Annotated in this window: 27 protein-coding genes and 1 pseudogene; 13 read left to right on the forward strand and 15 right to left on the reverse strand. The window is 74.9% G+C overall.

Features of this window, described 5'->3' with window-relative positions; all coding sequences use genetic code 11:
• Nucleotides 1–3: 3 nt before the first annotated feature.
• From ACYVLJ_RS20790 to ACYVLJ_RS20805, 4 genes are read right to left on the reverse strand one after another with little or no spacing between them, the layout of a single operon-like run.
• Nucleotides 4–708, reverse strand: a complete 705-nt coding sequence (locus ACYVLJ_RS20790; protein ID WP_460439905.1) for an AMIN-like domain-containing (lipo)protein — start codon at nucleotides 706–708, stop codon at nucleotides 4–6.
• A complete protein-coding gene (locus ACYVLJ_RS20795) occupies nucleotides 705–944 on the reverse strand; it encodes an SHOCT domain-containing protein (RefSeq protein WP_460439906.1) in 240 nt (79 codons plus the stop codon). The genes ACYVLJ_RS20790 and ACYVLJ_RS20795 overlap by 4 nt, the downstream gene beginning before the upstream one ends.
• 13 nt (nucleotides 945–957) lie before the next feature.
• Nucleotides 958–1,968, reverse strand: a complete 1,011-nt coding sequence (locus ACYVLJ_RS20800) for a nitroreductase family protein (RefSeq protein WP_460439907.1) — start codon at nucleotides 1,966–1,968, stop codon at nucleotides 958–960.
• Entirely contained in the window at nucleotides 1,968–3,518 is a 1,551-nt protein-coding gene (locus ACYVLJ_RS20805; RefSeq protein WP_460439908.1) for a bifunctional aminoglycoside phosphotransferase/ATP-binding protein, read from the reverse strand. The genes ACYVLJ_RS20800 and ACYVLJ_RS20805 overlap by 1 nt, the downstream gene beginning before the upstream one ends.
• Before the next feature lie 129 nt (nucleotides 3,519–3,647).
• Between ACYVLJ_RS20805 and ACYVLJ_RS20810 the strand changes: the two are divergent.
• The 6 genes and pseudogenes from ACYVLJ_RS20810 to ACYVLJ_RS20835 all read left to right on the forward strand — a co-directional run.
• Nucleotides 3,648–4,160 (forward strand): annotated as a pseudogene (locus tag ACYVLJ_RS20810) (ABC transporter ATP-binding protein); the annotation flags it as partial.
• 297 nt (nucleotides 4,161–4,457) lie between these two features.
• Nucleotides 4,458–4,901, forward strand: a complete 444-nt coding sequence (locus ACYVLJ_RS20815) for a DUF6292 family protein (RefSeq protein ID WP_460439909.1) — start codon at nucleotides 4,458–4,460, stop codon at nucleotides 4,899–4,901.
• 5 nt (nucleotides 4,902–4,906) lie between these two features.
• Entirely contained in the window at nucleotides 4,907–5,899 is a 993-nt protein-coding gene (locus ACYVLJ_RS20820) for a nitroreductase family protein (protein WP_460439910.1), read from the forward strand.
• Nucleotides 5,896–7,236, forward strand: coding sequence for a WS/DGAT/MGAT family O-acyltransferase (locus tag ACYVLJ_RS20825; RefSeq protein WP_460439911.1), 1,341 nt, complete (start codon nucleotides 5,896–5,898; stop codon nucleotides 7,234–7,236). The genes ACYVLJ_RS20820 and ACYVLJ_RS20825 overlap by 4 nt, the downstream gene beginning before the upstream one ends.
• An 89-nt stretch (nucleotides 7,237–7,325) precedes the next feature.
• Nucleotides 7,326–7,805, forward strand: a complete 480-nt coding sequence (locus tag ACYVLJ_RS20830) for a hypothetical protein (protein ID WP_460439912.1) — start codon at nucleotides 7,326–7,328, stop codon at nucleotides 7,803–7,805.
• Nucleotides 7,802–8,935 (forward strand): hypothetical protein, encoded by a 1,134-nt coding sequence (locus tag ACYVLJ_RS20835; protein ID WP_460439913.1) that lies wholly within the window; start codon nucleotides 7,802–7,804, stop codon nucleotides 8,933–8,935. Before ACYVLJ_RS20830 ends, ACYVLJ_RS20835 begins: the two co-directional genes overlap by 4 nt.
• Before the next feature lie 3 nt (nucleotides 8,936–8,938).
• Here the strand turns inward: ACYVLJ_RS20835 and ACYVLJ_RS20840 are convergent, their stop codons facing one another.
• Entirely contained in the window at nucleotides 8,939–9,871 is a 933-nt protein-coding gene (locus ACYVLJ_RS20840) for a galactose-1-phosphate uridylyltransferase (RefSeq protein WP_460439914.1), read from the reverse strand.
• Nucleotides 9,868–11,277: a glycosyltransferase gene (locus ACYVLJ_RS20845; protein ID WP_460439915.1), complete on the reverse strand. Its 1,410-nt coding sequence runs from the start codon at nucleotides 11,275–11,277 to the stop codon at nucleotides 9,868–9,870. The genes ACYVLJ_RS20840 and ACYVLJ_RS20845 overlap by 4 nt, the downstream gene beginning before the upstream one ends.
• 197 nt (nucleotides 11,278–11,474) lie before the next feature.
• Between ACYVLJ_RS20845 and ACYVLJ_RS20850 the strand changes: the two genes are divergently transcribed.
• Complete coding sequence (locus ACYVLJ_RS20850) at nucleotides 11,475–12,095, forward strand: Rv1733c family protein (protein WP_460439916.1); 621 nt, start codon at nucleotides 11,475–11,477, stop codon at nucleotides 12,093–12,095.
• A gap of 106 nt (nucleotides 12,096–12,201) precedes the next feature.
• Here the strand turns inward: ACYVLJ_RS20850 and ACYVLJ_RS20855 are convergent, their stop codons facing one another.
• Together ACYVLJ_RS20855 and ACYVLJ_RS20860 are read right to left on the reverse strand one after the other, a co-directional pair.
• The gene (locus tag ACYVLJ_RS20855; protein ID WP_460439917.1) at nucleotides 12,202–12,885 is read right to left on the reverse strand and encodes an ATP-binding protein; all 684 of its coding nucleotides are present in this window, start codon (nucleotides 12,883–12,885) and stop codon (nucleotides 12,202–12,204) included.
• Nucleotides 12,886–13,148: 263 nt separating this feature from the next.
• A complete protein-coding gene (locus ACYVLJ_RS20860; RefSeq protein ID WP_460439918.1) occupies nucleotides 13,149–14,030 on the reverse strand; it encodes a LysR family transcriptional regulator in 882 nt (293 codons plus the stop codon).
• A gap of 78 nt (nucleotides 14,031–14,108) precedes the next feature.
• Here ACYVLJ_RS20860 and ACYVLJ_RS20865 point away from each other — a divergent pair, with 78 nt between their 5' ends.
• On the forward strand, nucleotides 14,109–15,026 hold the full coding sequence (locus ACYVLJ_RS20865; protein WP_460439919.1) for an EamA/DMT transporter family protein: 918 nt from the start codon (nucleotides 14,109–14,111) through the stop codon (nucleotides 15,024–15,026).
• Nucleotides 15,023–15,643, forward strand: coding sequence for an NAD(P)-dependent oxidoreductase (locus tag ACYVLJ_RS20870; protein WP_460439920.1), 621 nt, complete (start codon nucleotides 15,023–15,025; stop codon nucleotides 15,641–15,643). The genes ACYVLJ_RS20865 and ACYVLJ_RS20870 overlap by 4 nt, the downstream gene beginning before the upstream one ends.
• Here ACYVLJ_RS20870 and ACYVLJ_RS20875 read toward each other — a convergent pair.
• Together ACYVLJ_RS20875 and ACYVLJ_RS20880 are read right to left on the reverse strand one after the other, a co-directional pair.
• Entirely contained in the window at nucleotides 15,627–16,064 is a 438-nt protein-coding gene (locus tag ACYVLJ_RS20875) for a hypothetical protein (protein ID WP_451980740.1), read from the reverse strand. The two genes, ACYVLJ_RS20870 and ACYVLJ_RS20875, sit on opposite strands and share 17 nt — an antisense overlap.
• A gap of 116 nt (nucleotides 16,065–16,180) precedes the next feature.
• The gene (locus tag ACYVLJ_RS20880; RefSeq protein ID WP_460439921.1) at nucleotides 16,181–16,762 is read right to left on the reverse strand and encodes a dihydrofolate reductase family protein; all 582 of its coding nucleotides are present in this window, start codon (nucleotides 16,760–16,762) and stop codon (nucleotides 16,181–16,183) included.
• A gap of 73 nt (nucleotides 16,763–16,835) precedes the next feature.
• On the opposite strand from ACYVLJ_RS20880, the gene ACYVLJ_RS20885 reads away from it, so the two are divergent.
• A complete protein-coding gene (locus tag ACYVLJ_RS20885) occupies nucleotides 16,836–17,852 on the forward strand; it encodes a sigma-70 family RNA polymerase sigma factor (protein WP_460439922.1) in 1,017 nt (338 codons plus the stop codon).
• A gap of 29 nt (nucleotides 17,853–17,881) precedes the next feature.
• Here ACYVLJ_RS20885 and ACYVLJ_RS20890 read toward each other — a convergent pair whose 3' ends face one another.
• A complete protein-coding gene (locus tag ACYVLJ_RS20890) occupies nucleotides 17,882–19,276 on the reverse strand; it encodes an MDR family MFS transporter (protein WP_460439923.1) in 1,395 nt (464 codons plus the stop codon).
• An 11-nt stretch (nucleotides 19,277–19,287) separates the two neighbouring features.
• Nucleotides 19,288–20,577 carry an alpha/beta fold hydrolase gene (locus ACYVLJ_RS20895; protein ID WP_460439924.1) on the reverse strand — a complete coding sequence of 430 codons (1,290 nt, stop codon included), beginning with the start codon at nucleotides 20,575–20,577 and terminating at the stop codon, nucleotides 19,288–19,290.
• Nucleotides 20,578–20,687: 110 nt separating this feature from the next.
• On the opposite strand from ACYVLJ_RS20895, the gene ACYVLJ_RS20900 reads away from it, so the two are divergent.
• Nucleotides 20,688–21,260, forward strand: coding sequence for a TetR/AcrR family transcriptional regulator (locus tag ACYVLJ_RS20900; RefSeq protein WP_451980754.1), 573 nt, complete (start codon nucleotides 20,688–20,690; stop codon nucleotides 21,258–21,260).
• Here the strand turns inward: ACYVLJ_RS20900 and ACYVLJ_RS20905 are convergent.
• A complete protein-coding gene (locus tag ACYVLJ_RS20905; protein WP_460439925.1) occupies nucleotides 21,257–21,631 on the reverse strand; it encodes an STAS domain-containing protein in 375 nt (124 codons plus the stop codon). The genes ACYVLJ_RS20900 and ACYVLJ_RS20905 overlap by 4 nt on opposite strands.
• Nucleotides 21,632–21,831: 200 nt before the next feature.
• Here ACYVLJ_RS20905 and ACYVLJ_RS20910 point away from each other — a divergent pair, with 200 nt between their 5' ends.
• Both ACYVLJ_RS20910 and ACYVLJ_RS20915 read left to right on the forward strand, forming a co-directional pair.
• Nucleotides 21,832–22,209 (forward strand): STAS domain-containing protein, encoded by a 378-nt coding sequence (locus ACYVLJ_RS20910; protein ID WP_460439926.1) that lies wholly within the window; start codon nucleotides 21,832–21,834, stop codon nucleotides 22,207–22,209.
• Nucleotides 22,210–22,224: 15 nt separating this feature from the next.
• On the forward strand, nucleotides 22,225–22,683 hold the full coding sequence (locus tag ACYVLJ_RS20915) for an ATP-binding protein (RefSeq protein ID WP_460439927.1): 459 nt from the start codon (nucleotides 22,225–22,227) through the stop codon (nucleotides 22,681–22,683).
• Here the strand turns inward: ACYVLJ_RS20915 and ACYVLJ_RS20920 are convergent, their stop codons facing one another.
• Both ACYVLJ_RS20920 and ACYVLJ_RS20925 read right to left on the reverse strand, forming a co-directional pair.
• Nucleotides 22,684–23,682, reverse strand: a complete 999-nt coding sequence (locus ACYVLJ_RS20920; RefSeq protein ID WP_460439928.1) for a serine hydrolase domain-containing protein — start codon at nucleotides 23,680–23,682, stop codon at nucleotides 22,684–22,686.
• Nucleotides 23,672–24,460, reverse strand: coding sequence for an IclR family transcriptional regulator (locus ACYVLJ_RS20925; protein ID WP_451980768.1), 789 nt, complete (start codon nucleotides 24,458–24,460; stop codon nucleotides 23,672–23,674). Before ACYVLJ_RS20925 ends, ACYVLJ_RS20920 begins: the two co-directional genes overlap by 11 nt.
• Between the last annotated feature and the right edge of the window lie 17 nt (nucleotides 24,461–24,477).

Raw genomic sequence — 24,477 nt, forward strand, 5'->3', positions numbered from 1 at the left:
CTCTCAGTGGGCGATGTCGACGACCACCCGGCGGACCTGGTCCTGGGGCCCGAGCTGGGTGAAGACGCGGAACGGCAGCTTCGCGCGGACACCTGCGGCGAACGTGCTCAGCCCTTCGAACGAGCCCGCGAAGCGCACGGCCTTCAGCGACGGCCAGCCCGGCGTGCTGACGAGGGTGTCGCCGACCGCGGCGAGGACCCGGCCCGGCTGGTGCCCGGACTCGTCCGTGCCGAGGGCGGGCGCGCGCACGACGATCTCGAGCGCGGCGCCGCCGGGAACCGGCAGCGGGCCGCCCTTCGGGTCCGAGGTCACCACGGTGACGTACCGGACGGCGTAGCCGGCCGCGGCCGGGCCGTTGACGTCGAAGACCACCCGGTCGAAGCAGGCGTGCCGGCCGGCCCGGACGAGGTAGAGCGCGTCGCGGCTCATCGGGTCCGACGTGCGTGCGTCCGTGCGCCAGCCCGCCGTTTCGGGACAGGACGGCGGCGCCGGTGGCGCGGTGGTGGTCGCGGCGGGCGGCGCCGGTTTCGTGGTCGTGGCCGGGCCGGGCGCCGACGTCGCGGTGGTCGCGGGCGCCGGGGCTACCGATGCCGCGGGCAGCGTGCTGGTCGTGCCGGGGGCGGGCGACGCACCTTGGTCGCTCCCGCACCCGGCGACCGCGAGCCCGCACACGAGCGCCACGAGGGCAGCGCGCCCGCGTCCGGTCATCTCGTCCTCGCGAGGGCGTCGCGGCGGCTTTCGTACTCTGCCTGGTCGATCTCGCCGCGGGCGAACCGCTCGTCGAGGATCCGCCGGGCGGTGTCGGCCGGGCTCGGCGGCTGCGGAGCCCGCCGCGCCAGAACGACGGCGAGGCTGACGAGGGCGGCGAGGACCAGCGCCATCAGCACGAGCATGCCGATGCCGCCGACCCAGCCCATGGTTCCGGGGTAGTGCCAGTACGGCATGACGGCTCCTTTCCTAGTGGGCTTGGAAGTGCTTCGGGGGCGCTTCGAGCGGCTGCAGCACGTCGGCGAGGTCGCGCCGGGGGGTCGCGGGCAGCGGGTCGGCGTTCGCGGGGGCCCAGCCGATGCGCAGCACCATCTGCGGGAACGACCCGCCGGTGACCCGCTCGGTCACGGTTTCGCGGACGTCGGGCAGCTCGAGCGGCTCGGTCAGGGGGCAGGACGAGAGGCCGAAGGCGTTCGCCGTCAGCAGCACCGCGCTCGTCGCTTCGCCGGCCCGCAGCCGCGACATCCGGTCGTCGGACGCGGTGCTCAGCACCAGCAGGACGGTCTCGTCGTCTTCGGCCTTCGCGCCGGGAGGCTGGGCGAGGAGCGGGTCGGCGAACGGGCGGCCCCGCAGCGCGCCCGGGGTGTCGTCCGGCGCCGGCGTGTTGCGGGCCGGGACGCCGTCGGGGGAGACGTGGCGGCCGCTCCACGCGGCCAGCTCGGTGCGGTAGGCGGGGTCGTCGGCGTGGCGTCGCGACGCCTCTTCGATCGCCGTGGCCAGGTGGTAGCGCGCCGCGTTCTCGGCGACCTGCAGCACGGTGCCCTCGAGCGCGGCGGCCCTCGCCAGTGCTTCGACGTGCCCGCGCGGCACGGCCCACGAGCTGTGCCGGCGCCGGTCGGTCCGCCGGCGCGGGATCGCCGCCGCCATCGCGACCTCGTCCTGCGACGGGTCGTGCTGGTGCAGCGTGATCGCCGCGAGGTGGCCGGGGTCGTCCGGGTTCGGCAGCCGGTGCACCTCGGCGGCCCAGCCGAGCGCGGCCAGGCCGATCCGGAGGTGGTGCAGCGCGGCGCCGCAGCTGAGGACCAGGTCCCGGCCGTCCGGGTCGGTTTCGTGCAGCAGCCGGTCCTGGTCGGCGTAGAGGTGCAGCGAGCTGTGGCCGATCCGCCAGTACCAGGGCTGGGAGTTGTGCACCGACGGCGCGCGGACGGCCATGGCGACCGCGGTCTTGACGGTGAAGTCGTCCGGGAATCCTCGGTCCATCATCGGCCTGCCTCGGGGTCGGGTGTGGCTTCCGGGTCGAGACTCGCACCGCGTTCGCGCCCGTCGGCAGGGCCGGAATGCCTCTGGGCCGGGGACTTTCGGTGCTCGGGCGCCAGCACCGCGATCGCCCGCGCGATCGATTCGGCCGGCGTGCCGGTCGTCGGCAGGAGGTGCGCCTCGGGCCACGGATCGGCGTCCGCGGCCATCCGGTGCGCGATCTCCGGCGTGGCGTCGGACAGGGCCGCCGTCCGCGTGGTGAGCCGCTCGGCCGCCGTCGCTTCCGGTGCGTGGCAGTGGACGGCGAGCAGCGGGCTGCTCGCCGTCTCGGCCGCTGCGGCGGCGAGCGCGCGGTGCCGGGCCGCGGTCCACGACGCGTCCAGCACCACGGTCTCGCCGAGGGCCAGCAGCTCACCGGTGCGGCGCGCGAGCTCCGCGTAGGTCGCGTCCGTGTGGGCGGTGTCGTAGAGCCCTTCGCGGTAGGCCTCGGCGGGCCGGGGGACCGGCTCGAGCCCGGCCAGTTCCTTCCGCAGCCGGTCCGACTGCAGGAGGGTGGCGCCCAGCCGGTCGGCCAGCCCGCCGGCGATCGTCGACTTGCCCGTGCCCGGTCCCCCGCCGACCAGGACGAGGCGGACCGCGCCCAGCCGGAGGTGCCGCAGCGCCAGGCCGGCGTACTCGCGGGCCAGGTCCGCGGCGCCGGGGTCGCCCTGGGTGTGGCGCAGGCAGGCGACCTTGACCCGGACGAACGCGCGGTAGGCCACGTAGTGGTGCACCAGGGCCGGGGGAGCGGGATCGCCGGTGAACTCGCGGTAGTCGCGCAGCAGCTGGTCCGCCGGTCCGGGCGCGCCGAGCCGCTCGAGGTCCATCGCCAGGAAGGCGACGTCGTCGAGCACGTCGACGTGCCGGAGCTGGTCGTCGAACTCCAGGCAGTCCAGCACGCGCGGGCCGTCGTCGAGGCAGAAGACGTCGTCGGCGAGCAGGTCGCCGTGCCCGTCGACGACGTGCCCTTCGGCGATCCGGCGGTCGAACAACGGCTTCCGGCCGGAGAGGAAGTCCTCGGCGAGCGCCTCGATCTCGACGGCCACGGCCGGGTCGAGCACCTCGCCGTGGAACGGCCGGACCTGGGCGAAGCTGTCGCGCCACCGGCCGCGCACGGCGTCGCGGGTTTCGCCGGCGCTGATCCCCGGCCCGCGCGCGGCCCGGGCGTGGAAGGCGGCGAGCTGCCGGGCCAGCTGCCGGACGGCGGTGCGCAGTGGCGCCCCTGATCTGACCAAAGTGGACAGTCGCCGGGCCTCGGGCATCCGGCGCATCACGACGAGGTGGTCGCACACCCCGCCGTCGGGACCGGTGACGTCGGCGACGCCGAGGTAGACGTCAGGCGCGAGCCGCCGGTTCAGCGCCACCTCCCGGTGGCAGACCCGCTCGCGCGTCTCGCGCGCCGAGAAGTCGAGGAAGCCGAGGTCGACCGGCTTCTTCAGCTTGTAGGCGAGGTCCCCCACGAGGAACACGGCGCCGATGTGGGTTTCGTGCACGGCGGCCCAGGGTCCGGTCATGCCCCGAGGATCGGCCCGGACGCCGGACGGGCACCGGGGACGAAAGTCACCGAGGCCGGGGACTCGGGGCACCTGTCCCGCACCGGGCGGCCGCCCACGATGGAGTCGTCGAGAGCGGAGGAGCGCGTCGTGGACGAAGCGGCGATCGAGGTCGCGGGCCTGCGGGTCCGCCGGGGCGGCCAGGAGGTGCTGCGCGACATCGGGTTCACCGTGCGGCGCGGCACGGTGACCGGTCTGCTCGGGCCGAACGGCTGCGGCAAGAGCACGCTGATGCGCTCGATCGCCGGGGTGCAGATCGTCGAGTCCGGCCGGGTGCACGTGCTGGGCCGCCCGGCGGGCAGCCCCGACCTGCGCCACCGGATCGGCTACGCGACCCGGGAACCGGCGATCTACGCCGACCTGACCGTGACCGAGGCCCTGCTGGGCACACCGGACCTGCTGGTGCTGGACGAGCCGACGGTCGGCTCCGACCCGCGGCTGCGCGACGAGCTCTGGCGGTTGTTCCACGACCTGGCGGAGACCGGCGTGACGCTGCTGATCTCCAGTCACGTGCTCGCCAGAGGCACCCCGGACACGCTGCGCGCGCGGACCGGGGCGGCCGACCTCGAGCAGGCGTTCCTGCGGCTGATCAAGACCGGGGAGGAACGCCTCATGACGATGCCGATCGCCATCCTCGAAGTGACGGTCCCGCTGGCGAAAGCCGAAGCGGGCGGCCAGGTCGAAATCCCGGTCACGACGAACTGACCGCCGGACGGCGGGCGGCGCGGCGCACTCCCGTGCCGCCCGTGGCCGCGCTCGGAACAGTGGCCGGCCGGAGTGACGAAAGTCCTCGCCACCGAGGCCGAAGGACGCCATCCGGCGGGCGTTCGGCGAACGTACGGTCGAAGCTCGGCGGGAACCGGTCCGATGTGGCCGGTCCACGCCCCGACGCGATGGAAGGTGATTCCCCTGCTGACCGGTATCGACCGTGACCACGGCCTGCGCGGCGGGCTGACCGGCTACCTGGCCGCGGTGAGCGCCGCGGTCGGCGTGGGGGAGGAGTCCTGCACCGCGGACCTCGACGTCCCCGCTTCGGCCTACGTCGCGCTGGACCTGCGGCTGCCCCGGTACCCCGGCCGCGACCTGGCGCTGCTGTGGGACGAGCGCCACGGCTGGGCGTTCGCCGTGGAAACCCATTCCGGGGAGGACCTGCTGGTGCTCGCCTACCTGTGCGCCGGGCTCGTCCCGCCGCCGGCCCGGGTCCGCGGCTTCGTCGCCGCGATCCGTTCCGCGGGCGGCGCCCGCGGCGAACCCGTGCCGCCGGACCTGCGTGCCGGCCACGGCGACCTCGCCGGTCTCCTGCGGCACCACCGCCGGGCACCCGTGCTGTCCAGGGCCAGGTGAGCAAAGTGTCCACTGTGGATACCCCGGCCTGGACGCCCGCCGAAACCCAGGTGCTGGTCCGCTCGATGACGCGGGCGCCGTCGGTGCACAACACCCAGCCGTGGCTGCTGGAGGTGTCGCCGGAAGCCCTCGTCGTGCGCGAACGCCCCGAACCGGTCCTCCCGCACCACGACCCGCACGGACGCGACCGCGCCGCTTCCTGCGGGGCCGCGGCGGCCAACCTCGAACTCGCGGTCCGCGCGCTCGGCCGGTCGGCGGAGGTGACGTTCCCGCCCGATGCCGGACAGCCCGACGTCGTCGCGCGGATCGCCGTCGGTGCCGCGGCGGCACCGGGCACCGAGGAACTGCGCCGCTTCGGCGCGATCACCCACCGGGCCAGCCACCGCGCGCCGTTCGAAGCGGTGGCGGTGCCGCCGCAGGTGGTGCGCGCCATCGTCGCGGCGGGCAGTGCACCGGGCGTCGAGGCACGCCCGGTCCGGCCGGGCCGTGAGGTGGCCGTCATCGCGCGCCTGCTGCACGCCGCCGCCGAGACCTTCCGGCGGGACAGCGGGTACCAGCGGGAACTTTCCCTCTGGACGATCCGGGACGAGAGCTCCCACCACCACGGCGTGGGCCTCGCCGCCAGCCGCATCCCCGCGGGGTCGATGCCGTGGGCGGGCCTCGTCCGCCGCGCGACCGAGGTGCCGGAACAGGCCGAACTCGAACGCCGGCTCGCCGACGAGACGCTCATGCTCTTCGTCACCGCTGACGACGGCCGCCCGGACCACGTCCGGGCCGGCTACGCGATGGAACGGGCCTGGCTGGCGACGGTCGCCCTCGGCCTGGCGGGCGCGGTGCTCACCCAGCCGCTGCACCTCGAGCCGGTCCGGTCGGCCCTGTGCGAGGACCTCGGGCTCACCGGCTTCCCCCAGGTGCTCCTGCGCATCGGCTACGCCGCCGAAACGGTCCCGCCCGCGCCACGCCGGGCCGTCGAAGAGGTCCTCCGGCCGGACCGATGACGCGGACGAGCGGCGCTCCGGTCGTCGACCGCGCGAGTCCCACCGACCGCGCGTTCCTCGCCATGGGCACGAGCGACCGGCCGGTGCAGTTCGGCGTGCTCCTGCTGCTGGGCCGGGCCCCCGGTCTCGACCTGGCCCGCGTCCGGCAGCTGATCGCCGAGCGGGTCCCGGCGGTCCCGCGCCTGCGCCGGCGCCTGGTCCCGGTAGCGCCGGGGGCGGGCGGCCCGATCTGGGCCGACGACCCCGGCTTCGACGTCCGCCGCCACGTCCGGGCCGCGGTGTGCCTGCCGCCGGGGGATCGGCAGGCGGCGCTCGACACCGCGCTGGCGCTGGTCTCCGACCCGCTGCCCCGGACCGCCCCGCGGTGGTCGGCGACCTTCGTCACCGGGCTGGCCGGCGGGGAAACCGCCCTGGTGATCGTGCTCGACCACGTGCTCGCGGACGGAGTCGGCGGCCTCGCCGTGCTGGCCCGGCTGGTCGACGGCGGTCCCGACGTGCCGGCCGTGCCGTTCCCGCTCCCGTGGCCCGGGACCGGGGCCCTCGTCCGGGACGCCCTGGCCGGCCGGCTGCGGGCGGTGCGCCGGATCGGCCCCGCCGTGCGGGCGCTGCGTGCGTCGACCGCGGCGAGCGGCGGCCTGCACCCGGCGCGGGCCGCGCCGTGCTCGCTGCTCGGGCCCACCGGAGCGCACCGGCTGGCGGCGGTCGTCACCACCGAGCTCGCGGCCCTGCGGGCGGGCGCGCACCGGCACGGGGCTTCGGTCAACGACGCGGTCCTGGTCGCCGTGGCCGGTGCCCTGCACCGGCTGCTTCTGGCCCGCGGCGAAACCGTCGAGACGTTCGCGATCGCCGTGCCGGTGTCCGGCCGGTCCGCGGAGGCGGGCACCGCGCTCGGCAACGCGGTCAGCCCGATGCTCGTCGCCGTCCCGGCCACCGGTCCCGTGCCGGACCGGCTGGCCCGGGTCGCGGCCCGCGTCCGCGCCACGAAGACGGCCGCGACGGGACCGCCGCCGATCGCGGTGCTGGGCCCGGCGTTCCGGACCCTGGCCGCGCTCGGCGGGTACCGCCGGTACCTGAACCACCAGCGGCGGATGCACACGCTCGTCAGTCACGTGCGGGGCCCGGCCGGGCGGGTCGCGTTCGGGGGCGTGCCGGTCCGGGCGGCGATCCCGCTCGGTGTCGGCGAAAACGGGAACCTGACGGTCGTGTTCGAAGCGCTGTCCTACGCCGGCGCGCTGACGATTTCGCTGCTGGCCGACCGTGACCGGTGCCCGGACCTGGACGTCCTGGCCGGCGGCCTGGCGGCCGAGCTCGCCCTGCCGGCCCGCGAACCCCGCTGAGGAGCGGCCTTTCGGCTCTGCGCCGGGGGACCCAGGACCCTGCCGCCGGGTCCGGCGGTGGCGCGACGATCGGGCGAACGGAGGTCACGATGACGACCGAAGCGAAACCCCGCCGACCACGCGCCAGGACCCGGCTCGCCGGGTACTTCGCCGGGGTCGTGGTCAACGGCGTCCTGCTCGCCCTGATCAACGGCCGGCCCGGCTGGGCGGCCGTGCCGTTCCTCACCGCCGGGTTCTCCTCCGTGGTCGGGCTCGTCGACCTCGCCCTGGTGGCCGGTCTGGTCACCGCGTTCGTCCACCTCTGGCACGACCCCGAGTGGCTGGTCGCCCTCGACGGCGTCGTGACGACCTGCGCCGGCCTGGCCGCGCTGGTCCGCCTCTGGCAAGTCTTCCCGCTCGACTTCGGCCCTTCGCCGTCCGGCTGGGCCACGGTGGCCCGGGTCGTCCTGGCCGCCGCCGTCGCGGGGTCCGTGCTCGGCCTGCTCACCGGGCTGGTCACCCTGGCCCGCGCGGCGTTGCGGCGGCACCGACCGGAAAGTGTTCCCTCCGAACGAAAGGATCGGTCATGACCGATTCCGTCCTCACCGGGCAAGCGGTCACCGAAGACCTGCTGATCGACCGGTTCCTGCCCCGGTACGACGTGACGCTGATCGAGCACGTCGTCGTCGGCGCCGGCGTCGAGGCGACCTGGCGGGCCGTGCGTGAGCTGGACCTGCTGCGGGTTCGCTCGCCGTTGACCGGGCTGGCGATCTACGCGCGGCACGTGCCGGCCACGCTGGCCCGGCGGGCCAGGGGAACCGGCGCGGACGAGCCGCCACCCCGGCTGGTGCCCTTCGGCGCCGGCCCCGGGCTCCCCGGCTGGCTGCGCCTGGGCGAGACCCCGGGCCGCGAGGTGGTCCTGGGCGCCGTCGGCCGGTTCTGGCAGCCCGACATCGAGTGGTACGACGTGCGGGAGATGACCCCGGAGGCCTTCGCCCGGTTCACCGAGCCGGGCTGGGGCCGGATCGCCGCCGCGATCTCGCTGCGGCCGTACGGCCGGTCGCACACGCTCGTCACGTACGAGGCGCGCACCGCCACCGCCGATCCCGCGTCGGCGCAGCGGTTCGCCCGCTACTGGACGCTGGTGCGGCCGTTCGTGCGGGTCGTGATGCGAGCGGCCCTGCGCACCGTCCGCCGGGACGCCGAATCGCCCCGCGGCGGCTCGGCGCCGTCCGGCGGCCCGGTGCACCGGTGGTCCCGCCGGCAGTACCGCGGCGCCCGGCCCCACGGCGTGGCCCGGCTGATGAACCGCGGTGACGCGGTCGCGTACGGGGCCGGCGCGCTGCCGCACCGCGGCGTGACGCTGGAGGTCCCCGGCCGCACCTCCGGGCGGCTGGTCAAGGTGCCGCTCGTCGTCGCCGACCTCGCCGGGGAGCGCTACCTCGTGGCGATGCTCGGTGACCGGACCCAGTGGGTGCGCAACGTCCACGCCGCCGGTGGTCACGCGGTGCTGCGGCACGGCCGCGCCGAACCCGTGCGGCTCGAAGCGGTGCCGCCCGGTGAACGTCCGCCGGTGCTGCGCCGGTACCTCGCCGTGGCTCCCGGAGCCCGGCCCCACATCCCGGTCGACCGGCACGCTCCGCTCGAGGAGTTCGGCCGGATCGCCGCGGACTTCCCGGTGTTCCGGATCGTGCCCGAGCCGGCGACCGCCGGGAGCTGACCGCTACCGCGCCTGCGCCGTCCCGACCGCGGTGCGCAGGCGCGCCGCGGCGTGCTCCGGGGCCACCGTCGTCACCGGGACGCCCGTCGCCAGCTCGAGCCCGGCGGGGATTTCCAGGCGGGGGACCACCTGCAGCGACCACGCGAGGAACGGCGCGGTCTCGTAGCTCCGGGGCGCGGTCCGGACGACGACGTTGTACGCCGGGTCGCCGAGTTCGGCGCGCAGCGCGGCCAAGACGGTGCGCACGCAGCCGGCGGTCGCCCGGATCTCCTCGGTCGTGGCGGCCGCGAAGTCGGGCCGGGCGTGGTGCGGGACGATCCGGACCTCGTACGCGGCGACCTGCGCGAACGGCGCGTAGGCGACCACGTGGTCGTCCGCGAAGACGATCCGCCTCCCGTCGCTCAGCGCCGCTTCGAGCTGCTCGTCCGCCAGCCGCCGCCGATGACCGGCGTGGTGGGCCCGCGCCGTCTCCAGCTCACGGCGGGTCCCGGCCGACAGCACCGGCAGCCCGGCCACCTGCGAATGCGGGTGCGCCAGCGAGATCCCGGCCGCGGCGCCGTGGTTGCGGAACACGACGACCTGCGCGGCGGACGTTCGCAGCGCGCGGTGCCGGTGCTGCCAGGCGGTGAGGACGTCCGCGACCTCGGCCTCGGTGCCGGTCGCCAGGTCCCAGTCGTGGCGGGGTGATTCGATGACGATCTCGTGCTTGTCGGACAGCGCGTAGCGGTTGGGGACCGCGCGGACGCGCCAGGCCGGCCCGCCGCCGGGGAGCCGCCAGGTCTCCGGCGGGGTGTCCTGCGAGGAACCCGGGCAGAACGGGCAGGCGGCCCGCGCGACCCCGTGCGGACGCCCCCGCCGCCCCGGTGCCAGGACGGTCCAGTCCTCGGTTTCGTCGTTCCAGCGCAGCTCGCCACCGTGCCACTGCCGGGTTGTCATGACGCTTCTCCGGCCAGGAACGCGGTGCGGCACCGCTCGGAGCAGAAGACGTGGGTCCGCCCGTGCCCGGACGCCGTCGGCGCGCCGTCCGGCGGGACCGTCAGCCCGCAGACCGGGTCCCGGTGGGCGGACCGCGTCATCAGCGCACCCGGCGGGTCGTCGTGGGCGAGGCCGTCCAGCAGGGTCAGTTCGTCGAGCAGGAGCCGGGGCAGGAGGAAGTGCCGCCGGACGCGCTCGCGGCCCGAGGCGCCGGTGGCCGCCGACCGGCCCGGGTCGCGGAGGAGCCCCAGCAAGGCCTGCGCGCAGTCCTCGGCCGAGTCGACGAGCAGGCCGCCGGCGCCGTCGGCGACCTGCAGCGGGATCCCGCCGGCCCGGCCCGCGACGATCGGCGTGCCCTTCCACAGCGCTTCCGAGACCACCAGCCCGAAGCCCTCGCGGACCGACTTCTGGATCATCACCGAAGAAAACCGCTGGAAGGCGTTGACCTCGACGTTGCCGACGCCGGTGAGGTTGGTGAAGACGTGGATGTCCGGGTCGTCGCGGCCGGCCTCGCCGATCTGGCGGTAGACCTCCCAGCCCTGCGGGTCGTCCAGCGCCATCGAGCCGACCAGGGCCAGCTGCAGGCCGGGCAGCTCGGACCGGACCAGGCGGAACGCCTCGATCACCCCCAGCGGGTCCTTCCACGGGTCGAAGCGCGACACCTGGGTGACGAGCGGGCGATCGGGTTCGATGCCGATCCAGTTGAGCACGGCGTGCGCGGTCCGGTCGTCCAGCGACATGTTCTTGGGACTGAGCGGGTCGATCGCCGGGCAGATGATGTCCGCGCGGTCGCGGGACAGCGTCGGCGGCACGAAGTCCGCCATCGTGAACACCGTCGCGTCGTAGCGCTCGACGAACTTGCCGAGGTAGTCCCACACCCCAGGGGCCGGCTCCGAGGTGTCGACGTGGCAGCGCCACACCGACCGCGCGCCGCGGGTGTCCGCAAAGGACAGCACGGCGGCGGGCTGGGGGTCGTGCACGAAGACGAAGTCGCAGTCCCGGAAGTCCGGGTCGGCCGAGAGCTGCTCGGCGTTGCGGCGCGAAGTCTCCTCGTACAGCCGGATGTCGGCGTCGGTGACCGGTTCGGCGCCGCCCTGCAGGGCGTTGTGGAGCTTCTTGGTCACCGCGAAGAACGCGGGTTCGCCGCTGATGATCTTCCAGCTCGCCCGCACACCGAGGTCGTTGCAGAGCGGGACGGCCGACCGCAGCAGCTCGGAAACCCCGCCACCGTAGGGGGTCGCGCTCAGGTGGAGCACGCGGGCGCCGCGAAGCCGCTCCGCGACGGCGAGCAGCGGCTCGATGATCCAGGGGGGCGCGACCGCCCGGTAGGCCGAGACGGACAGCGCACCGACGTCGACGGTCTGCATCTGGCGGCCTCTCGCTCGGCGGACGGGTCTCCAGCGTCGGGCACTCCGCCCGTCGCGGACAGGGCCCAAAGTCACCGGAACCCCGGCCGCGGAAACGGCCGCACGGCCCGCGAACCGAGGACCCTCGCCCCTGCGGATCGCCCGCCCCGCCCGGCGATGCTGGGCCACGTCTTCCAGCGAACCGAAAGGCAGGGGCGATGTACACCAGGATGCGGTTGACCCGGTTACGGCACAGCCTGCTGCCCGGACGCGGCTCGCTCGCCCGCCCGTCCGACCGCTGGCAGGCGGCGCTCCTGGCACTCGTCATCCTGCTGTCGCTCCTGGCGGCCGCGGGGGCGGTGCTGCTGGGCATCGGCGTCTATTCGGCGCAGGCGGCCAAGGCCCGCGAACAGGCGGCGACCCACTACCCGGCGACGGCGGTCCTGCTGGCCGACGGCCCGTTGCCGGCCGCGGCCGGCCGGGGTGGCACGCCCTTCGACTCCGCGCCGACCCGCGCGACGTGGTGGACGCGTGACGGGCAGCAGCGCGTCGGGGACGTGGACGCGGCAGCGGGCGCACTCGCGGGCGGCCGGGTCGACATCTGGCTCGACGAAACGGGAATGCCCGCGGAGCGCCCGCTGACCCCGGCCGCGGCGATCATCGGCGCCCCGCTGGCGGCGGCGACCTTCTGGACGGCTTTCGTGACGCTGCTCGTCGCGTGCTACCGCGGCGTGGTCTTCGGGCTCGACCGGCACCGCCTCGCCCAGTGGCAGCGCGAGTGGACGGCCCGCCAGACCGGCCGCACCCGCCGGGACGACCAGAGCCCCGCCGGCTCCTGACCCGGCGGCTCGGCCTGGGCCGGGTGCGGCACGGCAGCCCCGAAACGGGGGCGAGCACGGGCCCGGTCCCTTGCACCCGAGCCGGACACGACGGGCCCGGCTTCGGTCAGCCGATGCGGCCGACCCCGAGCACGGCCCAGACGACCTTGCCGCCGGACCAGCGCGGGCTGCTGCCCCACGTCTTCGCCGCGTGGGCCACGAGCCGCAGCCCCAGGCCCGGGCCGCGGGGGCCGGGCCGGTCGATGAGCGCGGCGGGCCGCGGGTCGTCGTCGAGGACCGCGATCGACAGCAGGCCGCGGCGGAGGTCCAGTTCGAGCCGGGGGACCGAGGCCGTGTGCTGGATCGCGTTGCCGACCAGTTCGGCCGCGATGATGGTGCCGTCGTAGACCGACTTGGGGATCGCCCAGTCGTGGCAGCACCGCCGGACGAACTCGCGGGCGAGCTCCGTCGCGTCGCGGGTTCGGGGCAGCGTCCGGCCGGCCCGCCACCGGAACGGGTGGCGCAACGCCTCCAGGGCCGTGTCGGCGTCGGGGCTGACCGAGACGTGCCGGTCGATGGCGGACAGGTGGAACAGCCGGAGGTGCTCGCGTCGCCCGGTGACCAGCGCGAAGGGGATGCCCGGCCACTCGCCCATACGCTTGGCGACGAGCGTGAACACCATCGCGGGCGAAGCCTCGCCGATGACCAGGCCGTCGACGTCGGCGATCAACCCGGACGGCGAGTCCGCAGCGATCTTCAGCAGCCCGTCCCGCAGGACCGCGTAACCGGCGAGGTCGAGTTCCCCCCTCACAGTCACCAAGATCGTGGTGTGGCGGGGTTCCGCTGTCAGTTCGATGCCCATCACGTTAGTCCGTGGCCGGGCGTTGGCAATGCTCCGCCGGGGACCGCCTCGAATTCACCCGGGTGGCCCTGTGGGCAGCAAAGCATTAAACGCCAGTAGGTAAAGCCTCGCCGAATTTCTCTTCAGGCCACAGTGGACGGTCAGGGCGCCGGCCGCCGCCGAGTGGAGCAGCTCGTCCTGCTCCGCACTGTCCACAGTAGAGAGTCAGGGCGTCAGTCCCGGCGGGTGTCGATGCCCAGCAGGGCGACGAACGCGCTCGCGGCCGGTGTCGGGTTCGCCCGGTCCCAGATGACGTACTCGACGCGGGCCGGGGCGTCGGTGATCTCGATCGTCACCACGCCCGTCAGCTGCGGCGCGTACCCGGCGGGCACCATGGCGACGCCCAGGCCGGGGCCGACCAGGCGCGCGATGTAGTCGGCGCTGGTGACTTCGTAGGCGACGTCGCGGTCCAGGCCCGCCGCGGCGAAGGCCTGGTCGGACTGCAGGCGCCCGGCGGTGCCGGCCGGGAGGTCGACGAACACCTCGGAAGCCAGGCGCCGCAGGCTGACCGTCGCTTCGCCGGCCAGCGGGTGGTCCGGCGCGACGACGGCGACCAGGTGGCCGCGCGCCAGTTCGTGGACCGCGACGCCGCGCGGGTGCGCCGTGGTCGGCAGGCCGAGGAAGGCGACGTCGAGGCGGCCGTCGGCGACCTGCTCGATGAGGTCGTCGCTGGCGCCGACCCGGAGGCTGATGCGCACCTGCGGGAAGCGTTCGTGGAGCTCGCGCAGCGCGGCCGGGACGTCGGCCGCGGTGACCGTCGGGATCAGGCCGACGGCCAGGCGCCCGCGCACCTCGCCCACGGCGGCCGCGACCTCGGCGGCCGCCCGCTCGGCCGCGTCCAGGCACTGGCGCGCCGACGGCAGGAACGCTTCGCCGGCGGGGGTCAGCCGCACGCGGCGGCTGGTCCGTTCGAACAGCCGCGCCCCGAGCTCGCGTTCCAGCCGGGCGACCTGGTGGCTGAGCGCCGACTGGACGACCAGGCACCGCTCGGCGGCACGGGTGAAGCTGGACGTCTCGGCGACGGCGACGACGTAACGCAGCTGCTGCAGTTCCACCGATTCATCTTGGATCACGATCGCTGCCGTGACAAACATGTATTGGACTCATGGATCGGGCTCCGGTGGGATCGGGGTATGACAAGCCAACTCCTGCGGCCGGACGCCGGGGGGACCCGCCGCGCGGACCTGCCGCGCGTCGCGCTCACCGCGTTCGCGCCCGCGGTCTGGGGGACGACCTACGTCGTCACCACCGAATTCCTCCCGCCGGGCCACCCGCTGTTCGCGGGCCTGCTGCGCGCGTTGCCCGCGGGCGTGATCGCGCTCGCGCTCACCCGGACGCTGCCGCGCGGCGCGTGGTGGGGGAAGGCCGCCGCGCTCGGGGTGCTCAACATCGGGCTGTTCCTGCCGCTGCTGTTCGTCGCCGCCGAACGCCTGCCCGGCGGCGTGGCCGCGACCCTGGCCGCCGCGCAACCGCTCGCCGTCGCCGTGCTGTCGGTCGCCGTGCTGCGCGAACGGCTGTCCGGCCGGCGGCTGCTGTGGGGCGCGGTCGGCATGACGGGCGTCGGCCTGGTGGTGATCGGGCCCGAAGCGGCGTTCGACGGCGTCGGCGTCGCGGCCGGCCTGGGCGGCGCGGCGACGATGGCGCTCGGCGTGACGCTGACGAAGCGCTGGGGACGGCCCGAAGGCGTCGGCGCGACCGCGTTCGCCGGGTGGCAGCTCACCGCGGGCGGCCTGGTCCTGCTGCCGGTGACGGTCCTCTTCGAAGGGGCACCGCCGCCGATCGACGGCCGGGCCGTGCTGGGTTACCTGTGGCTGGGCCTGGTCGGCGGGCTCGTCACCTACGCGCTGTGGTTCCGGGGCGTCACGACGCTGCCGGTCGCGTCGGTGGCCGTGCTGGCACTGCTCTCACCACTGGTCGCGGCCGTGCTCGGCGCGGTCGTCCTGGACCAGACGCTCGGCCCGGTCCAGCTCGCCGGGTTCGCGCTCGCCCTGGCCGCGCTCGTCGCCGGCCAGCTCCCCGCCCCGTTCCCCCGGAAAGGCAGGCTCCCGTGAAGATCGCCGTGGTCGGCGCGGCCGGCATGGTCGGCTCCCGCGTCCTGGCCGAAGCCGCCCGGCGCGGCCACGACCTCGTCGCCGTCGTGCGGACGCGACGCCCCGACGTCCCCGGGGTCGTCGCCGTCGAAGGCGACGCGGGCGACCCGCACCGGATGGCCACGCTGTTCGCCGGGACGGACGCGGTCGTGGCCGCCGCCCGGCCGGCACCCGGGCAGGAGCACACGGTCGTCTCGACGACGACGGCCCTGCTCGACGCGGCCGCGAAGGCGGGTACCCGTCTCCTCGTCGTCGGCGGTGCGGCCCCGCTGCGCACGGGCGCCGGCCGGGTGCTCGACGACCCGCGGTACGTCCCCGCCGAGTACCGGGCGATCGCCGAAGCGAGCGCCGCGCAGCTGGCCGCCTGCCGGGCGCACCCGGCCGCCGGCTGGGTCTACCTCAGCCCGCCGGCGCTGCTGGAGCCCGGCCCGCGCACGGGCGCCTACCGCCGCGGGACCACGACGTTGCTCACGCGGCCCGACGGCTCGTCCCGCATCTCCGCGGAGGATCTCGCGGTTGCTGTCGTGGACGAGCTCGAGAACGCCGGGACCGACCGGCACTTCACGGTCGGGTACTGAGCTTGGTTTCGCAGCGGACCCGCGGGGCCTGCTCCGTGCCGGAGGCGACGCAGTCGACGCCCCGGCCCGGGGCGGGTACCGGGTAGGTGAACACGGTCGCCCCGTCGGTGTCCCGGCCGACCGAGAACTTCAGGAGCTTCGGCCGCCAGGCGCCGTCGCCGTGCAGGTTCTCCGAGTAGTACGCGGTGTGCGGCTCGACGCTGGTGCCCATGCCCGCGCCGTCGCCGGTCACCTCGTGGACGTGCAGCCGGTAGCCGGCGGCGGTGTACTTGCCCTCGTTCGCGTGCCCGGGCTCGGCGGGCGTCGCGCTGAAGACCTCCGGCGCGACGGGGTCCGCGGTGGCGGCGAGCACGTTCGCCCCGGCCGCCACCACCGCGGCCCCGGCCGCGACGGCGACGACCCCGGCTCGTGGGTATCCCATGTCCCTCAAGCTAGGGCGGTGACCGGGCCGCCCACTTCGGCCGAAGGGACAGGGCAGTCTCATCCTTTCGGCCGAGGTGGATCGTTGTCTCGGACAACTGTCGACGGCACCTGCGCTCAGCGGGGCTCGGCCATCCGGTAGGTCAGCAGGGCGAGGCTGTCGCCGACCGTGCGCATGCCGACCAGGTGCAGCGCCTTGACCGCACTCGTCGCGGGAAAGAGCCGGTCGCCCGCGCCGACGACGAACGGGTAGGTCATCAGCCGCAGCTCGTCGGCGAGGTCGTGTTCGATCAGGGTGTGCGCGAGGCGGCCGCTGCCGTACACGACGATTTCGCCCTTCACGCGCCGCTTCAGCGTCGTCACCTCCTCGACGACGTCTCCCTTCAGCACCGTCGTCTCGCCCCAGTCGCCCTCGAGCGGGCTGGAGGAGACGACGTACTTGGGCAGGTCACGCAGGCGATCGGCCCACTCCCCGGGGCGTGAAGCCCAGCCGCGGCCGAGGAAGTACTCGTGCGTCCGGCGGCCCATGAGCAGGGCTCCGGCGGCCAGCGCCTCCTCGAACTCGGCCTTGGCCCACGCTTCGCGGTCCTTGTCCGCGATGCCCGTGAACCAGCTGCCGCGGCCCGACGCGCCCTCGCCGGTCGGGTCCTGGACGACTCCGTCGAGCGTGATGTTTTCACTGATGATGAGTTTTCCCATGCCGGTTCCGACGCCGGGGCTTCGGAAAAGGGGGCGGCCGCCCCCTTCGCGCGCACGGTGGCGTCAGTACAGGATGGAACGCGAAGAGGGGAGAGAACTGGTGGAAGCCGACCTGATCGGCCGGGCGCGGGCGGGGGACGGCGAGGCGTTCCGGGCGCTGACCGAGCCGTACGGCCGCGAGCTCCGGCTGCACTGCTACCGGATGCTCGGCTCGTTCCAGGACGCCGAAGACGCGCTGCAGGAGACGTTGCTGTCCGCGTGGCGCGGGCTCGGCGGCTTCGACGGCCGCGCGTCGGTCCGCACCTGGCTCTACCGGATCGCCACGAACCGGTGCCTCAGCGAGCTTCGCGCGGCCGGACGACGGCCCGCGAAGGCGTGGGACATCCCCGGCGTCGAACCGCCCGAGCCGACCCGGCTGGGCGAAGCCGTCTGGCTCGAACCCTTTCCCGACGCCCTGCTGGAGGGGGCGTTCCCGGTTCCGCTCGGCCCGGAGGCCCGTTACGAGCAACGGGAATCCGTCTCGCTCGCCTTCGTGACGGCGCTGCAAGTGCTGCCACCCCGCCAGCTGGCCGTGCTCGTTCTGCGCGACGTGCTCGCGTTCCCCGCCAGCGAGGTGGCCGCGATGCTGGACACGACGGTCGAGTCGGTCAAGAGCGCCCTCAAGCGGGCGCGAGCCGGCCTGCGGCAGCGCCCGGCGGAACCGGCGCCCGCCACCGGCTCGCCGGGGGAGAACGCGCTCGTGGCGGACTTCGTGCGCGCTTGGGAGGCCGCGGACGTCGGCGCGCTGGTGGACCTGCTGACCGGCGACGTCTTCGTCTCGATGCCGCCGCTGCCGTTCGAATACGAGGGCCGGGAGGTCGTGGCCCGCTTCTGCGCGGCCCTCTTCGGGGCCGGCCGCCGCTTCGACCTCGTCCCGGCGCGCGCCAACGGCCAGCCCGCGTTCGGGGCGTACCTGCGCACGGCTTCGGGCACGCGGCACGGCACCGGGTTGTACGTCCTCACCCTCGCCGGTGACCGGATCGCTGCCCTGGCGCGGTTCGAGAACAGCGTCTTCCCGGCATTCGGCCTGCCGCGCTCGCTGCCCGGCTAGAGCCGGTCCGGGCCAGTGCGGCGCAGGCGTCACTCCGGCTGGCCGGAGTCCGTTCCGCGGAGCGGGGTTTCCCGGATGCGCCAGGCGGCGACGGCCGCCAGCCCCGCCGCGACGGCGGCGACCGTGAAGATGCGCGCCATCCCCGTCTCCAGCGGTGCCGGGCCGGTGGCCAGCAACGCGCCGAACACCGACGTGCCGACCGCGCCGCCGATCGTGCGGAACATCGTCGTGTTCGCCGTCGCCACGCCGATTTCCGCCACCGGCACCGTGTTCTGCGCGATCAGCGTCATCATCTGCGTGCTCAGGCCGAGCCCGGCGCCGATCAGCACGAGGGCGCCGCTGGTGAGCCAGACCGGCGTGCCGGCGTGCGCGGTCGTGAGCACGCCGCACCCGGCGGCCATGGCCACCGCGCCGGCGATCGGGAAGACGCGGTACCGGCCGGTCCGGCTGCTGATCCGGCCGGCCACCTGCGACGCGACGACGACCGCGAGCGTCATCGGCAGCAGCAGCGTCCCGGAGCCGGAAGCCGAGGCGCCCTGCACGGTCTGCTGGAACAGCGGCACGAACGTGATCGTCCCGAAGCTGACGACGCCGACGACGAAGATGATCACCGTCGTGAGCCGGATGTCGCGCCGGGCGAACAGGCTCAGCGGAAGCACCGGTTCGCTGCTTCGCCGTTCCACGACCACGAAAGCGGCGAACGCCACGACGGTCACCGGCGCCAACGCCAGCGCCGGGCCCGTGCGGTCGGTGAGCAGGAGCAGGCCCGTCACGGCGGTCGTGAGCAGCAACGCGCCGCCGACGTCCAGGTGCACCCGGCGCCGCGGCGTCGCCGGCACCAGCAGGACGACCGCGGTGGCCGCGAACACCGCCAGGCCGAGCGGGAGGTTGAGGTAGAACGTCCAGCGCCAGCCCAGCAGGCTCGTCACCAGGCCGCCGAAGAGCGGGCCGCCGATCTGCCCGGCGGCCATCACGCTCGCCGTCATGCCCTGGTAGCGGCCGCGGTCCCGGGGCGGGACCAGGACGCCGATCAGCGACAGCGCGCCGACGGCGAGCCCGCCGCCGCCGAGGCCCTGCACCGCGCGGAACGCGATGAGCTGCGTCATGTCCTGGGCGAAGCCGCACGCCACGGAGGCGGCGGTGAACAGCGCGATCGCGTACAGGTGCACGCGCTTGCGGCCGTAGAGGTCGCCGAGCTTGCCCCAGATCGGCGTGGAGGCGGCGGTGGTGAGGGTGTAGGCGGTGACGACCCACGACAGCCGGTCGAGGCCGCCGAGCTGGGTGACGATCGTGGGCATCGCGGTGCCGACGACCGTGTTGTCGAGCATCGCGAGCAGCATGGCGAGCAACAGCACGGCGAAGGCGGCGCGCAGCCGGGCCGGGCTCATCGGTGCCCGGCCGGGACGCGGCGGGGAGACGACCACGATCGCGCCCCTCAGGCCGGGGTGCCGAGGACGAGCTCGGCGACGCGGTCCGGCTGCTCCAGCTGCGGCTGGTGCCCGGCGCCGCGCACGACCGTGAACTCGGCGCCTTCGTCGTTCTCGCCGGCGAAAGCGGCCGCGTACGCGCGTCCGTAGGACAGGTCGGCGACCCCGTCGCTTTCGCCCCAGACGACCCGCACCGGCAGCCGCACCGCTTCCAGCCGGGCGCGCAGAGCGGGGTCGTGCATGTACGGGTCGCCCGCGTAGCGGTTCAGGGCCACGGCGTCGCCCTGCATCGCGGCGAGGCGTTCCGGCGGGAGCAGGGCCGGGTCGAGCCGGAACCGGTCGGGGGAGTGGAAGACGACGTCGGCGAGCTTGTCCGGCGGCGTCGCGGAAAGGTCGGTGATCGGGTGCCCGTCGACGGTGATCCCCATCGGGTCCAGCAGCGCGAGCCGGCCGACGCGGTGCGCCGAAACGTCCCCGGTGTCGCGGGCCGCCTGCTCGTCGACGCCCATCTGCGCCGCGATCCACCCGCCGACGGAGTTGCCGGCGACGAGGACGTCGTGCACGCCGAGTTCGCCGAGCAGCGCCCGGAAGAGCCGGGCGAGCGCGGGCACGTCGGCGACGGCGTCCGACGCCGCGGTGCCGTCGAAGCCGGGGATGACGGGCGCGAGCACCCGCGTGCCCCGCGCGGCGAGCAACCCGGCCAGGCCGGCCACCGAAGCCGGGCCCGCGCCGCCGTGCAGCAGCAGGACCGGCCGCCCGGCCCCGCGGTCTTCGACCCGGACGCTCAGGTCGCCGACGCGGACGTCGACGGTCCGCGGCCCGGCCACGGGTGTCTCGCCGGCGTAGGTGGTCGCCGGTTCCGTGTGGTAGCGGGCCATGATCTCGGTGAGTTCGGTGCCCTGCGCGGGCCGCCCGGTTTCGGCGGCGAACGCGCGCAGGTCGCGGAAGTACTGGACGTACAGGTCCGGCGTGAACGTGTTGAGCATGACGGCGGGTTCGTCGCCCGGGTTGGCGAAGGTGTGCGGCGCGCCCGGCGGCACCATGACGAGGGTGCCGGCCGGAGCGTCGTGGCTTTCCTCGCCCACGGTGAAGCGAACGGTGCCGCGGACGACGTAGAAACCTTCGTCGTGCTGGGCGTGCCGGTGCTGCGGCGGGCCGGGGGTGTGCGGGGCGACGACGATCTCGCCCAGGCCCAGCCGGTGCCCGGTGGTGCTGCCGTCCTCGAGGATCCGCAGCCGGATCGGGCCGGTCAGGGTGGTTTCGCCCGCTTCGGGCCCGACGATCGAGATGCGCGTCATGCCGACTCCTCATGAGAGTGAACTTTCACGAAGAAGGTAAACCCTCATCTGGCGTTCGTGCAAGTGCACTCTTATGATGAGAGCCGGCTTGACTGCGAAAGGCGGCGGACATGGACGGCGGACGGGTCAATCAGAAGCGGCGCACGCGCAACGCGATCCTGGCGGCCGCGACCGAACTGGTCCGCGGCGGCGCCACGGTGACGATGCCGGAGGTCGCCAAGGCGGCCGAGGTGTCGGAGGCGACGGCCTACCGGTACTTCCCCGACCTGGCGAGCCTGCTGCGCGAGGCCGTCGCCGGGACGCTGTTCGACCCGGCCGAGGCGCTCGCCCCGGTGGCGGACGCGACGGACCCCGTCACGCGCGTCGCGACGGCGACGGAACACCTGCTGCGGCACGTGCTGACCCACGAAGGCGCGGTCCGCGCGATGATCGCGGCGACGATCACCCGGCCCGCGGACACCGCCGCCCGGCCGGGCCTGCGGTTCGGGCTCATCGACCAGGCGCTCGCGCCGCCGGCCGACCTGCGGGGAACCGACGTGGCCCAGCTGAAGCGGGATCTTGCGGTAGTGATGAGCGCGGAAGCGTTGTTCGGGCTGACCGATCTCCACGGGTTGCCGGCCGAGGAAGCCGTGCGCAGCATCGTCCACACGGCGAAGACGCTGACGCGGGCCGCGCTCGGCTAGCGCCCGTCCCAGGCGGCGTTCGCGTGGCGGACGAACTCCGCGCGGCTGCCCGCGGTGAGCGCGCCCAGCCGCGTGCGGTAGCAGTCCAGCACCGCCTCGAACCCCGTGGCGTGCAGGAAGTCGCGCACCACCGGGCGCTCGCCGGTCACCACGCGCAGGCGGCTGGTGGCCGTGTCGTCGTGGGTCGCGCGGACCTGGCGGGCCCCGGCGAGGGACAGGAACGACAGCTCGGTCAGGTCGAGGACCAGCACCTCGGGATCGGCCGCGAGCACCTGCGCGGCGGCTTCGGCGAGCTTGGGCGTCGTGCCCGCGTCGAGTTCGCCGGACAGGGCGAGGACCACGACATCGGACTCCCCGCGTGTCCGGACCACCCGGAGACGTTCCGGGTGAAACGTACCTTTCACCGTCACCACGCTCCCCTGCGTCTTCGGTGGAGAGACCTCTCTCGGATCGGCTACCCGGGCGCCGGGGCGGCAAACGCCGCCATCCGCGTGACGGGCGGATTCCCCTTTCCCGCCCGGCCTGCTTGACTGGGTGTTCGGGTGCGCGGCCCGGGACGGGAGGGCTCTCCATGCCGACCGACCGGCGCGTCCCCCGGCAGGCCGCCGCGGAGATCCTCGCGGTCGAGCGGCTCGAGGTGCGGCCGGACCTGCTGGTCATCAGCGCGGCCGGTGAGATCGACACCGTTTCGGTGCGCGCGCTGCAGCACGAGACCTGGCAGGAGCTGGCCCCGGTCACCGTGCTGGACCTGTCCCGGGTGACCTTCCTCGGCGCGGCGGGCCTGCGCGTGCTCGGCCAGACGGCGCAGCGTGCCCGCGTCGAAGGGTGGCGGCTGTGCTTCGTCGTCCCGCCCCGCCCGGTTTCGGTGGTGCTGCTGAGCTTGTGGAACGACGACAGCGTCCTCCTCTACCCGACGCTGTCCGAGGCCCTGCAAGCGAACCCGGAGTGAGGGCACACTGGTCGGATGACGTCCTCGGGTTCGGGCGACTGGTCGGCGTTCACGATCGAGCGGGACGCGCCGCCCCCGCTCAGCGCGCTCCGGAGGTGGACCGCCCGCGCGCTGCCGCTGCTCGGCGCCGACCACCTCTGGGCGGTCCAGCTGGTGGTCACCGAGCTGGCCACCAACGCCTACGAACACGGGACCGGCCTGGTGACGGTCACCGCCGAGGCGACGCCGCGGCCGTGCTCGGCGCTGCTGGAGGTCCACGACGAGGGCGAGGACGCCCCGGTGGCGGGGAACCGCGCGCCGGTGAGCGGCCGGGGCCGGGGGCTGGTGCTGGTCCGGGACCTCTCGCGGGCGTGGGGTGTGCGGGCCGCGGACCCGGGGAAGACCGTCTGGGCGCGGATCGAGTGCGGGACCGGGACGATCAAGGCCTGCGCGGTGCGCGCGGAGCCGATCGCCATGGACCCGGAACCGTGCTGATCAGCCGAGCACGGCCGCCGCGTCGTGGAACGCCCGCCGCACGGCGGAAACGTCGCGGTCCCGGCTCGGGTGGACGCGGTTGGTCAGCAGCACGTAGTAACGGCCGCGCGACGGCTCGACCCACAGGCTCGTGCCCGTGAACCCCGTGTGGCCGTAGGAATCCGGCTGCAACGCCGTACCGACCGGTGAGCCCGGGACGTCCAGGCCCTGCCACGCCAGGCCGCGGCGCGGCCCGCGCGTGTGGCACGCGATCATCTCCGCGTGCGTCTCCGGCTTCAGCAGCGGCGACGCGCCGCCGGCGAGGATCCGGCCGAGGCGTTCGACGTCGGCCAGCGGCGCGAACAGGCCCGCGTGGCCGCAGATCCCGCCCAGCACCACCGCGTTCTCGTCGTGCACCTCGCCGGTCACGACCCGGCCGCGCCACGCGCAGTCCTCGGTGGCCACGGCGGCCCCGACCGGGCCGAACGTCGTGCGGCTCAGCCCGGCCGGGGTGGTCACGAGGTCGGCGACCAGGCGGTCCAGGGGAGCGCCGGCCGCCGCCGACGCGATCAGGCCGAGCAGGATGAACCCCTGCGACGAGTACTCGACTTCACCCGGCACGCCCGCCGGCGGCGTCACCCGGATCGCTTCGAGCAACGCCTCGCGCGTCGGGAACTCCCGCCACAGCGGCGTTCCGCCCGGCAGGCCCGACGTGTGGGTGAGCAGCTGCCGGACGGTGATCGACGCCTTGTCGGTGCCCGCGTACGCGGGGAGGAACTCCGGGAGGGGGTCGTCGAAGGACAGCGCGCCGCGCTCGGCCAAGGCCGCGACCACCAGGCCGGTCACCGGCTTGGTCACCGACGCCAGGTCCCACCGGCTCGCCTCGCCGGCCGGCGGCCCGTCCCACCAGCGCGTCCCGAGGAAACCGCGGTCCAGCACGCCGTCCGCGGTGCCGACCGACCACGCCGCCGCGGAGAAGACCCGGTCGGCACGGGCCTGGTTCAGCAGCTCAGCGAGCATCGACGGCTCGTAGCGTCGTTCCGGCGAGCACCGCCGAAAGCCGGTTCGCGGCCTCGGCGACCAGCGGGCCCAGCACGTCGAAGCTCGACGGCTGCAGCGTGAACGTCAGCCCGGACACGCTCACCGCGCCCAGGACCGCGCCGTCCGCGGCCAGCACCGGCGCACCCAGGCAGCGGACGTGCGCCTCGAACTGCTCGTCGTCCACGACGTACCCCGCACTGTCCACAGTGGCCAGCTCGGCGCGCAGAGCCGCCGGGTCCGTCAAGGTCTTGGCCGTGCGGGCGGCGAGCGGCGCGGCCAGTACGGCGTCCACTTCGGACTCGGACAGCCGCGACAGGATCGCGCGGCCGACCGCGGTGCAGTACAGCGGCACCTCGCCGCCCGGCCGGGTGGCGAGCTGGTAGGCCTGCTCCGGCTCCAGCTTCTCGACGTACACCGCCCGGTCGCCGTGGCGCACCGCGTAGTGGACCGTGTGGCCGGTGCGCCGCTGCAACTCGGCCAGCACAGGCCGCGCCGGTTTCAGGCCCGCCAGCGCCGCCGCGGACAGCCCCAGCAGCCGCGGCCCGACGGTGTAGCGGCCGCTGCCCGCACTGACCGCGTAACCGGCGTCGGTGAACGACTGCAGCATCCGGTGCACGGACGGTTTCGGCAGGTCGCAGGCCTGCGCGAGGTCCGCCAGCCGGTGCGGCCCGCCGGGTCCCGCGAGCGTCGCGAGCACCTCCAGAGCCTTCTCGACCGCGCCCCGGGCGGCGGGGGAAGCGTTGACAGCCTTGTTCACGGCGCCTAGCTTAGCGC

The sequence above is a fragment of the Amycolatopsis stemonae genome (assembly GCF_054781455.1).

Excerpts from the sequence above, each read along its gene's own strand:
- ACYVLJ_RS20825 (WP_460439911.1), top strand. The coding sequence starts at position 5,896 with ATGACGCGGACGAGCGGCGCTCCGGTCGTCGACCGCGCGAGTCCCACC.
- ACYVLJ_RS20885 (WP_460439922.1), top strand. The coding sequence starts at position 16,836 with ATGGAACGCGAAGAGGGGAGAGAACTGGTGGAAGCCGACCTGATCGGC.
- ACYVLJ_RS20865 (WP_460439919.1), top strand. The coding sequence starts at position 14,109 with ATGACAAGCCAACTCCTGCGGCCGGACGCCGGGGGGACCCGCCGCGCG.
- ACYVLJ_RS20920 (WP_460439928.1), bottom strand. The coding sequence starts at position 23,682 with ATGCTCGCTGAGCTGCTGAACCAGGCCCGTGCCGACCGGGTCTTCTCC.
- ACYVLJ_RS20900 (WP_451980754.1), top strand. The coding sequence starts at position 20,688 with ATGGACGGCGGACGGGTCAATCAGAAGCGGCGCACGCGCAACGCGATC.
- ACYVLJ_RS20800 (WP_460439907.1), bottom strand. The coding sequence starts at position 1,968 with ATGGACCGAGGATTCCCGGACGACTTCACCGTCAAGACCGCGGTCGCC.
- ACYVLJ_RS20835 (WP_460439913.1), top strand. The coding sequence starts at position 7,802 with ATGACCGATTCCGTCCTCACCGGGCAAGCGGTCACCGAAGACCTGCTG.
- ACYVLJ_RS20915 (WP_460439927.1), top strand. The coding sequence starts at position 22,225 with ATGACGTCCTCGGGTTCGGGCGACTGGTCGGCGTTCACGATCGAGCGG.
- ACYVLJ_RS20850 (WP_460439916.1), top strand. The coding sequence starts at position 11,475 with ATGTACACCAGGATGCGGTTGACCCGGTTACGGCACAGCCTGCTGCCC.
- ACYVLJ_RS20805 (WP_460439908.1), bottom strand. The coding sequence starts at position 3,518 with ATGACCGGACCCTGGGCCGCCGTGCACGAAACCCACATCGGCGCCGTG.
- ACYVLJ_RS20895 (WP_460439924.1), bottom strand. The coding sequence starts at position 20,577 with ATGACGCGCATCTCGATCGTCGGGCCCGAAGCGGGCGAAACCACCCTG.
- ACYVLJ_RS20875 (WP_451980740.1), bottom strand. The coding sequence starts at position 16,064 with ATGGGATACCCACGAGCCGGGGTCGTCGCCGTCGCGGCCGGGGCCGCG.
- ACYVLJ_RS20880 (WP_460439921.1), bottom strand. The coding sequence starts at position 16,762 with ATGGGAAAACTCATCATCAGTGAAAACATCACGCTCGACGGAGTCGTC.
- ACYVLJ_RS20795 (WP_460439906.1), bottom strand. The coding sequence starts at position 944 with ATGCCGTACTGGCACTACCCCGGAACCATGGGCTGGGTCGGCGGCATC.
- ACYVLJ_RS20845 (WP_460439915.1), bottom strand. The coding sequence starts at position 11,277 with ATGCAGACCGTCGACGTCGGTGCGCTGTCCGTCTCGGCCTACCGGGCG.
- ACYVLJ_RS20910 (WP_460439926.1), top strand. The coding sequence starts at position 21,832 with ATGCCGACCGACCGGCGCGTCCCCCGGCAGGCCGCCGCGGAGATCCTC.
- ACYVLJ_RS20830 (WP_460439912.1), top strand. The coding sequence starts at position 7,326 with ATGACGACCGAAGCGAAACCCCGCCGACCACGCGCCAGGACCCGGCTC.
- ACYVLJ_RS20790 (WP_460439905.1), bottom strand. The coding sequence starts at position 708 with ATGACCGGACGCGGGCGCGCTGCCCTCGTGGCGCTCGTGTGCGGGCTC.
- ACYVLJ_RS20840 (WP_460439914.1), bottom strand. The coding sequence starts at position 9,871 with ATGACAACCCGGCAGTGGCACGGTGGCGAGCTGCGCTGGAACGACGAA.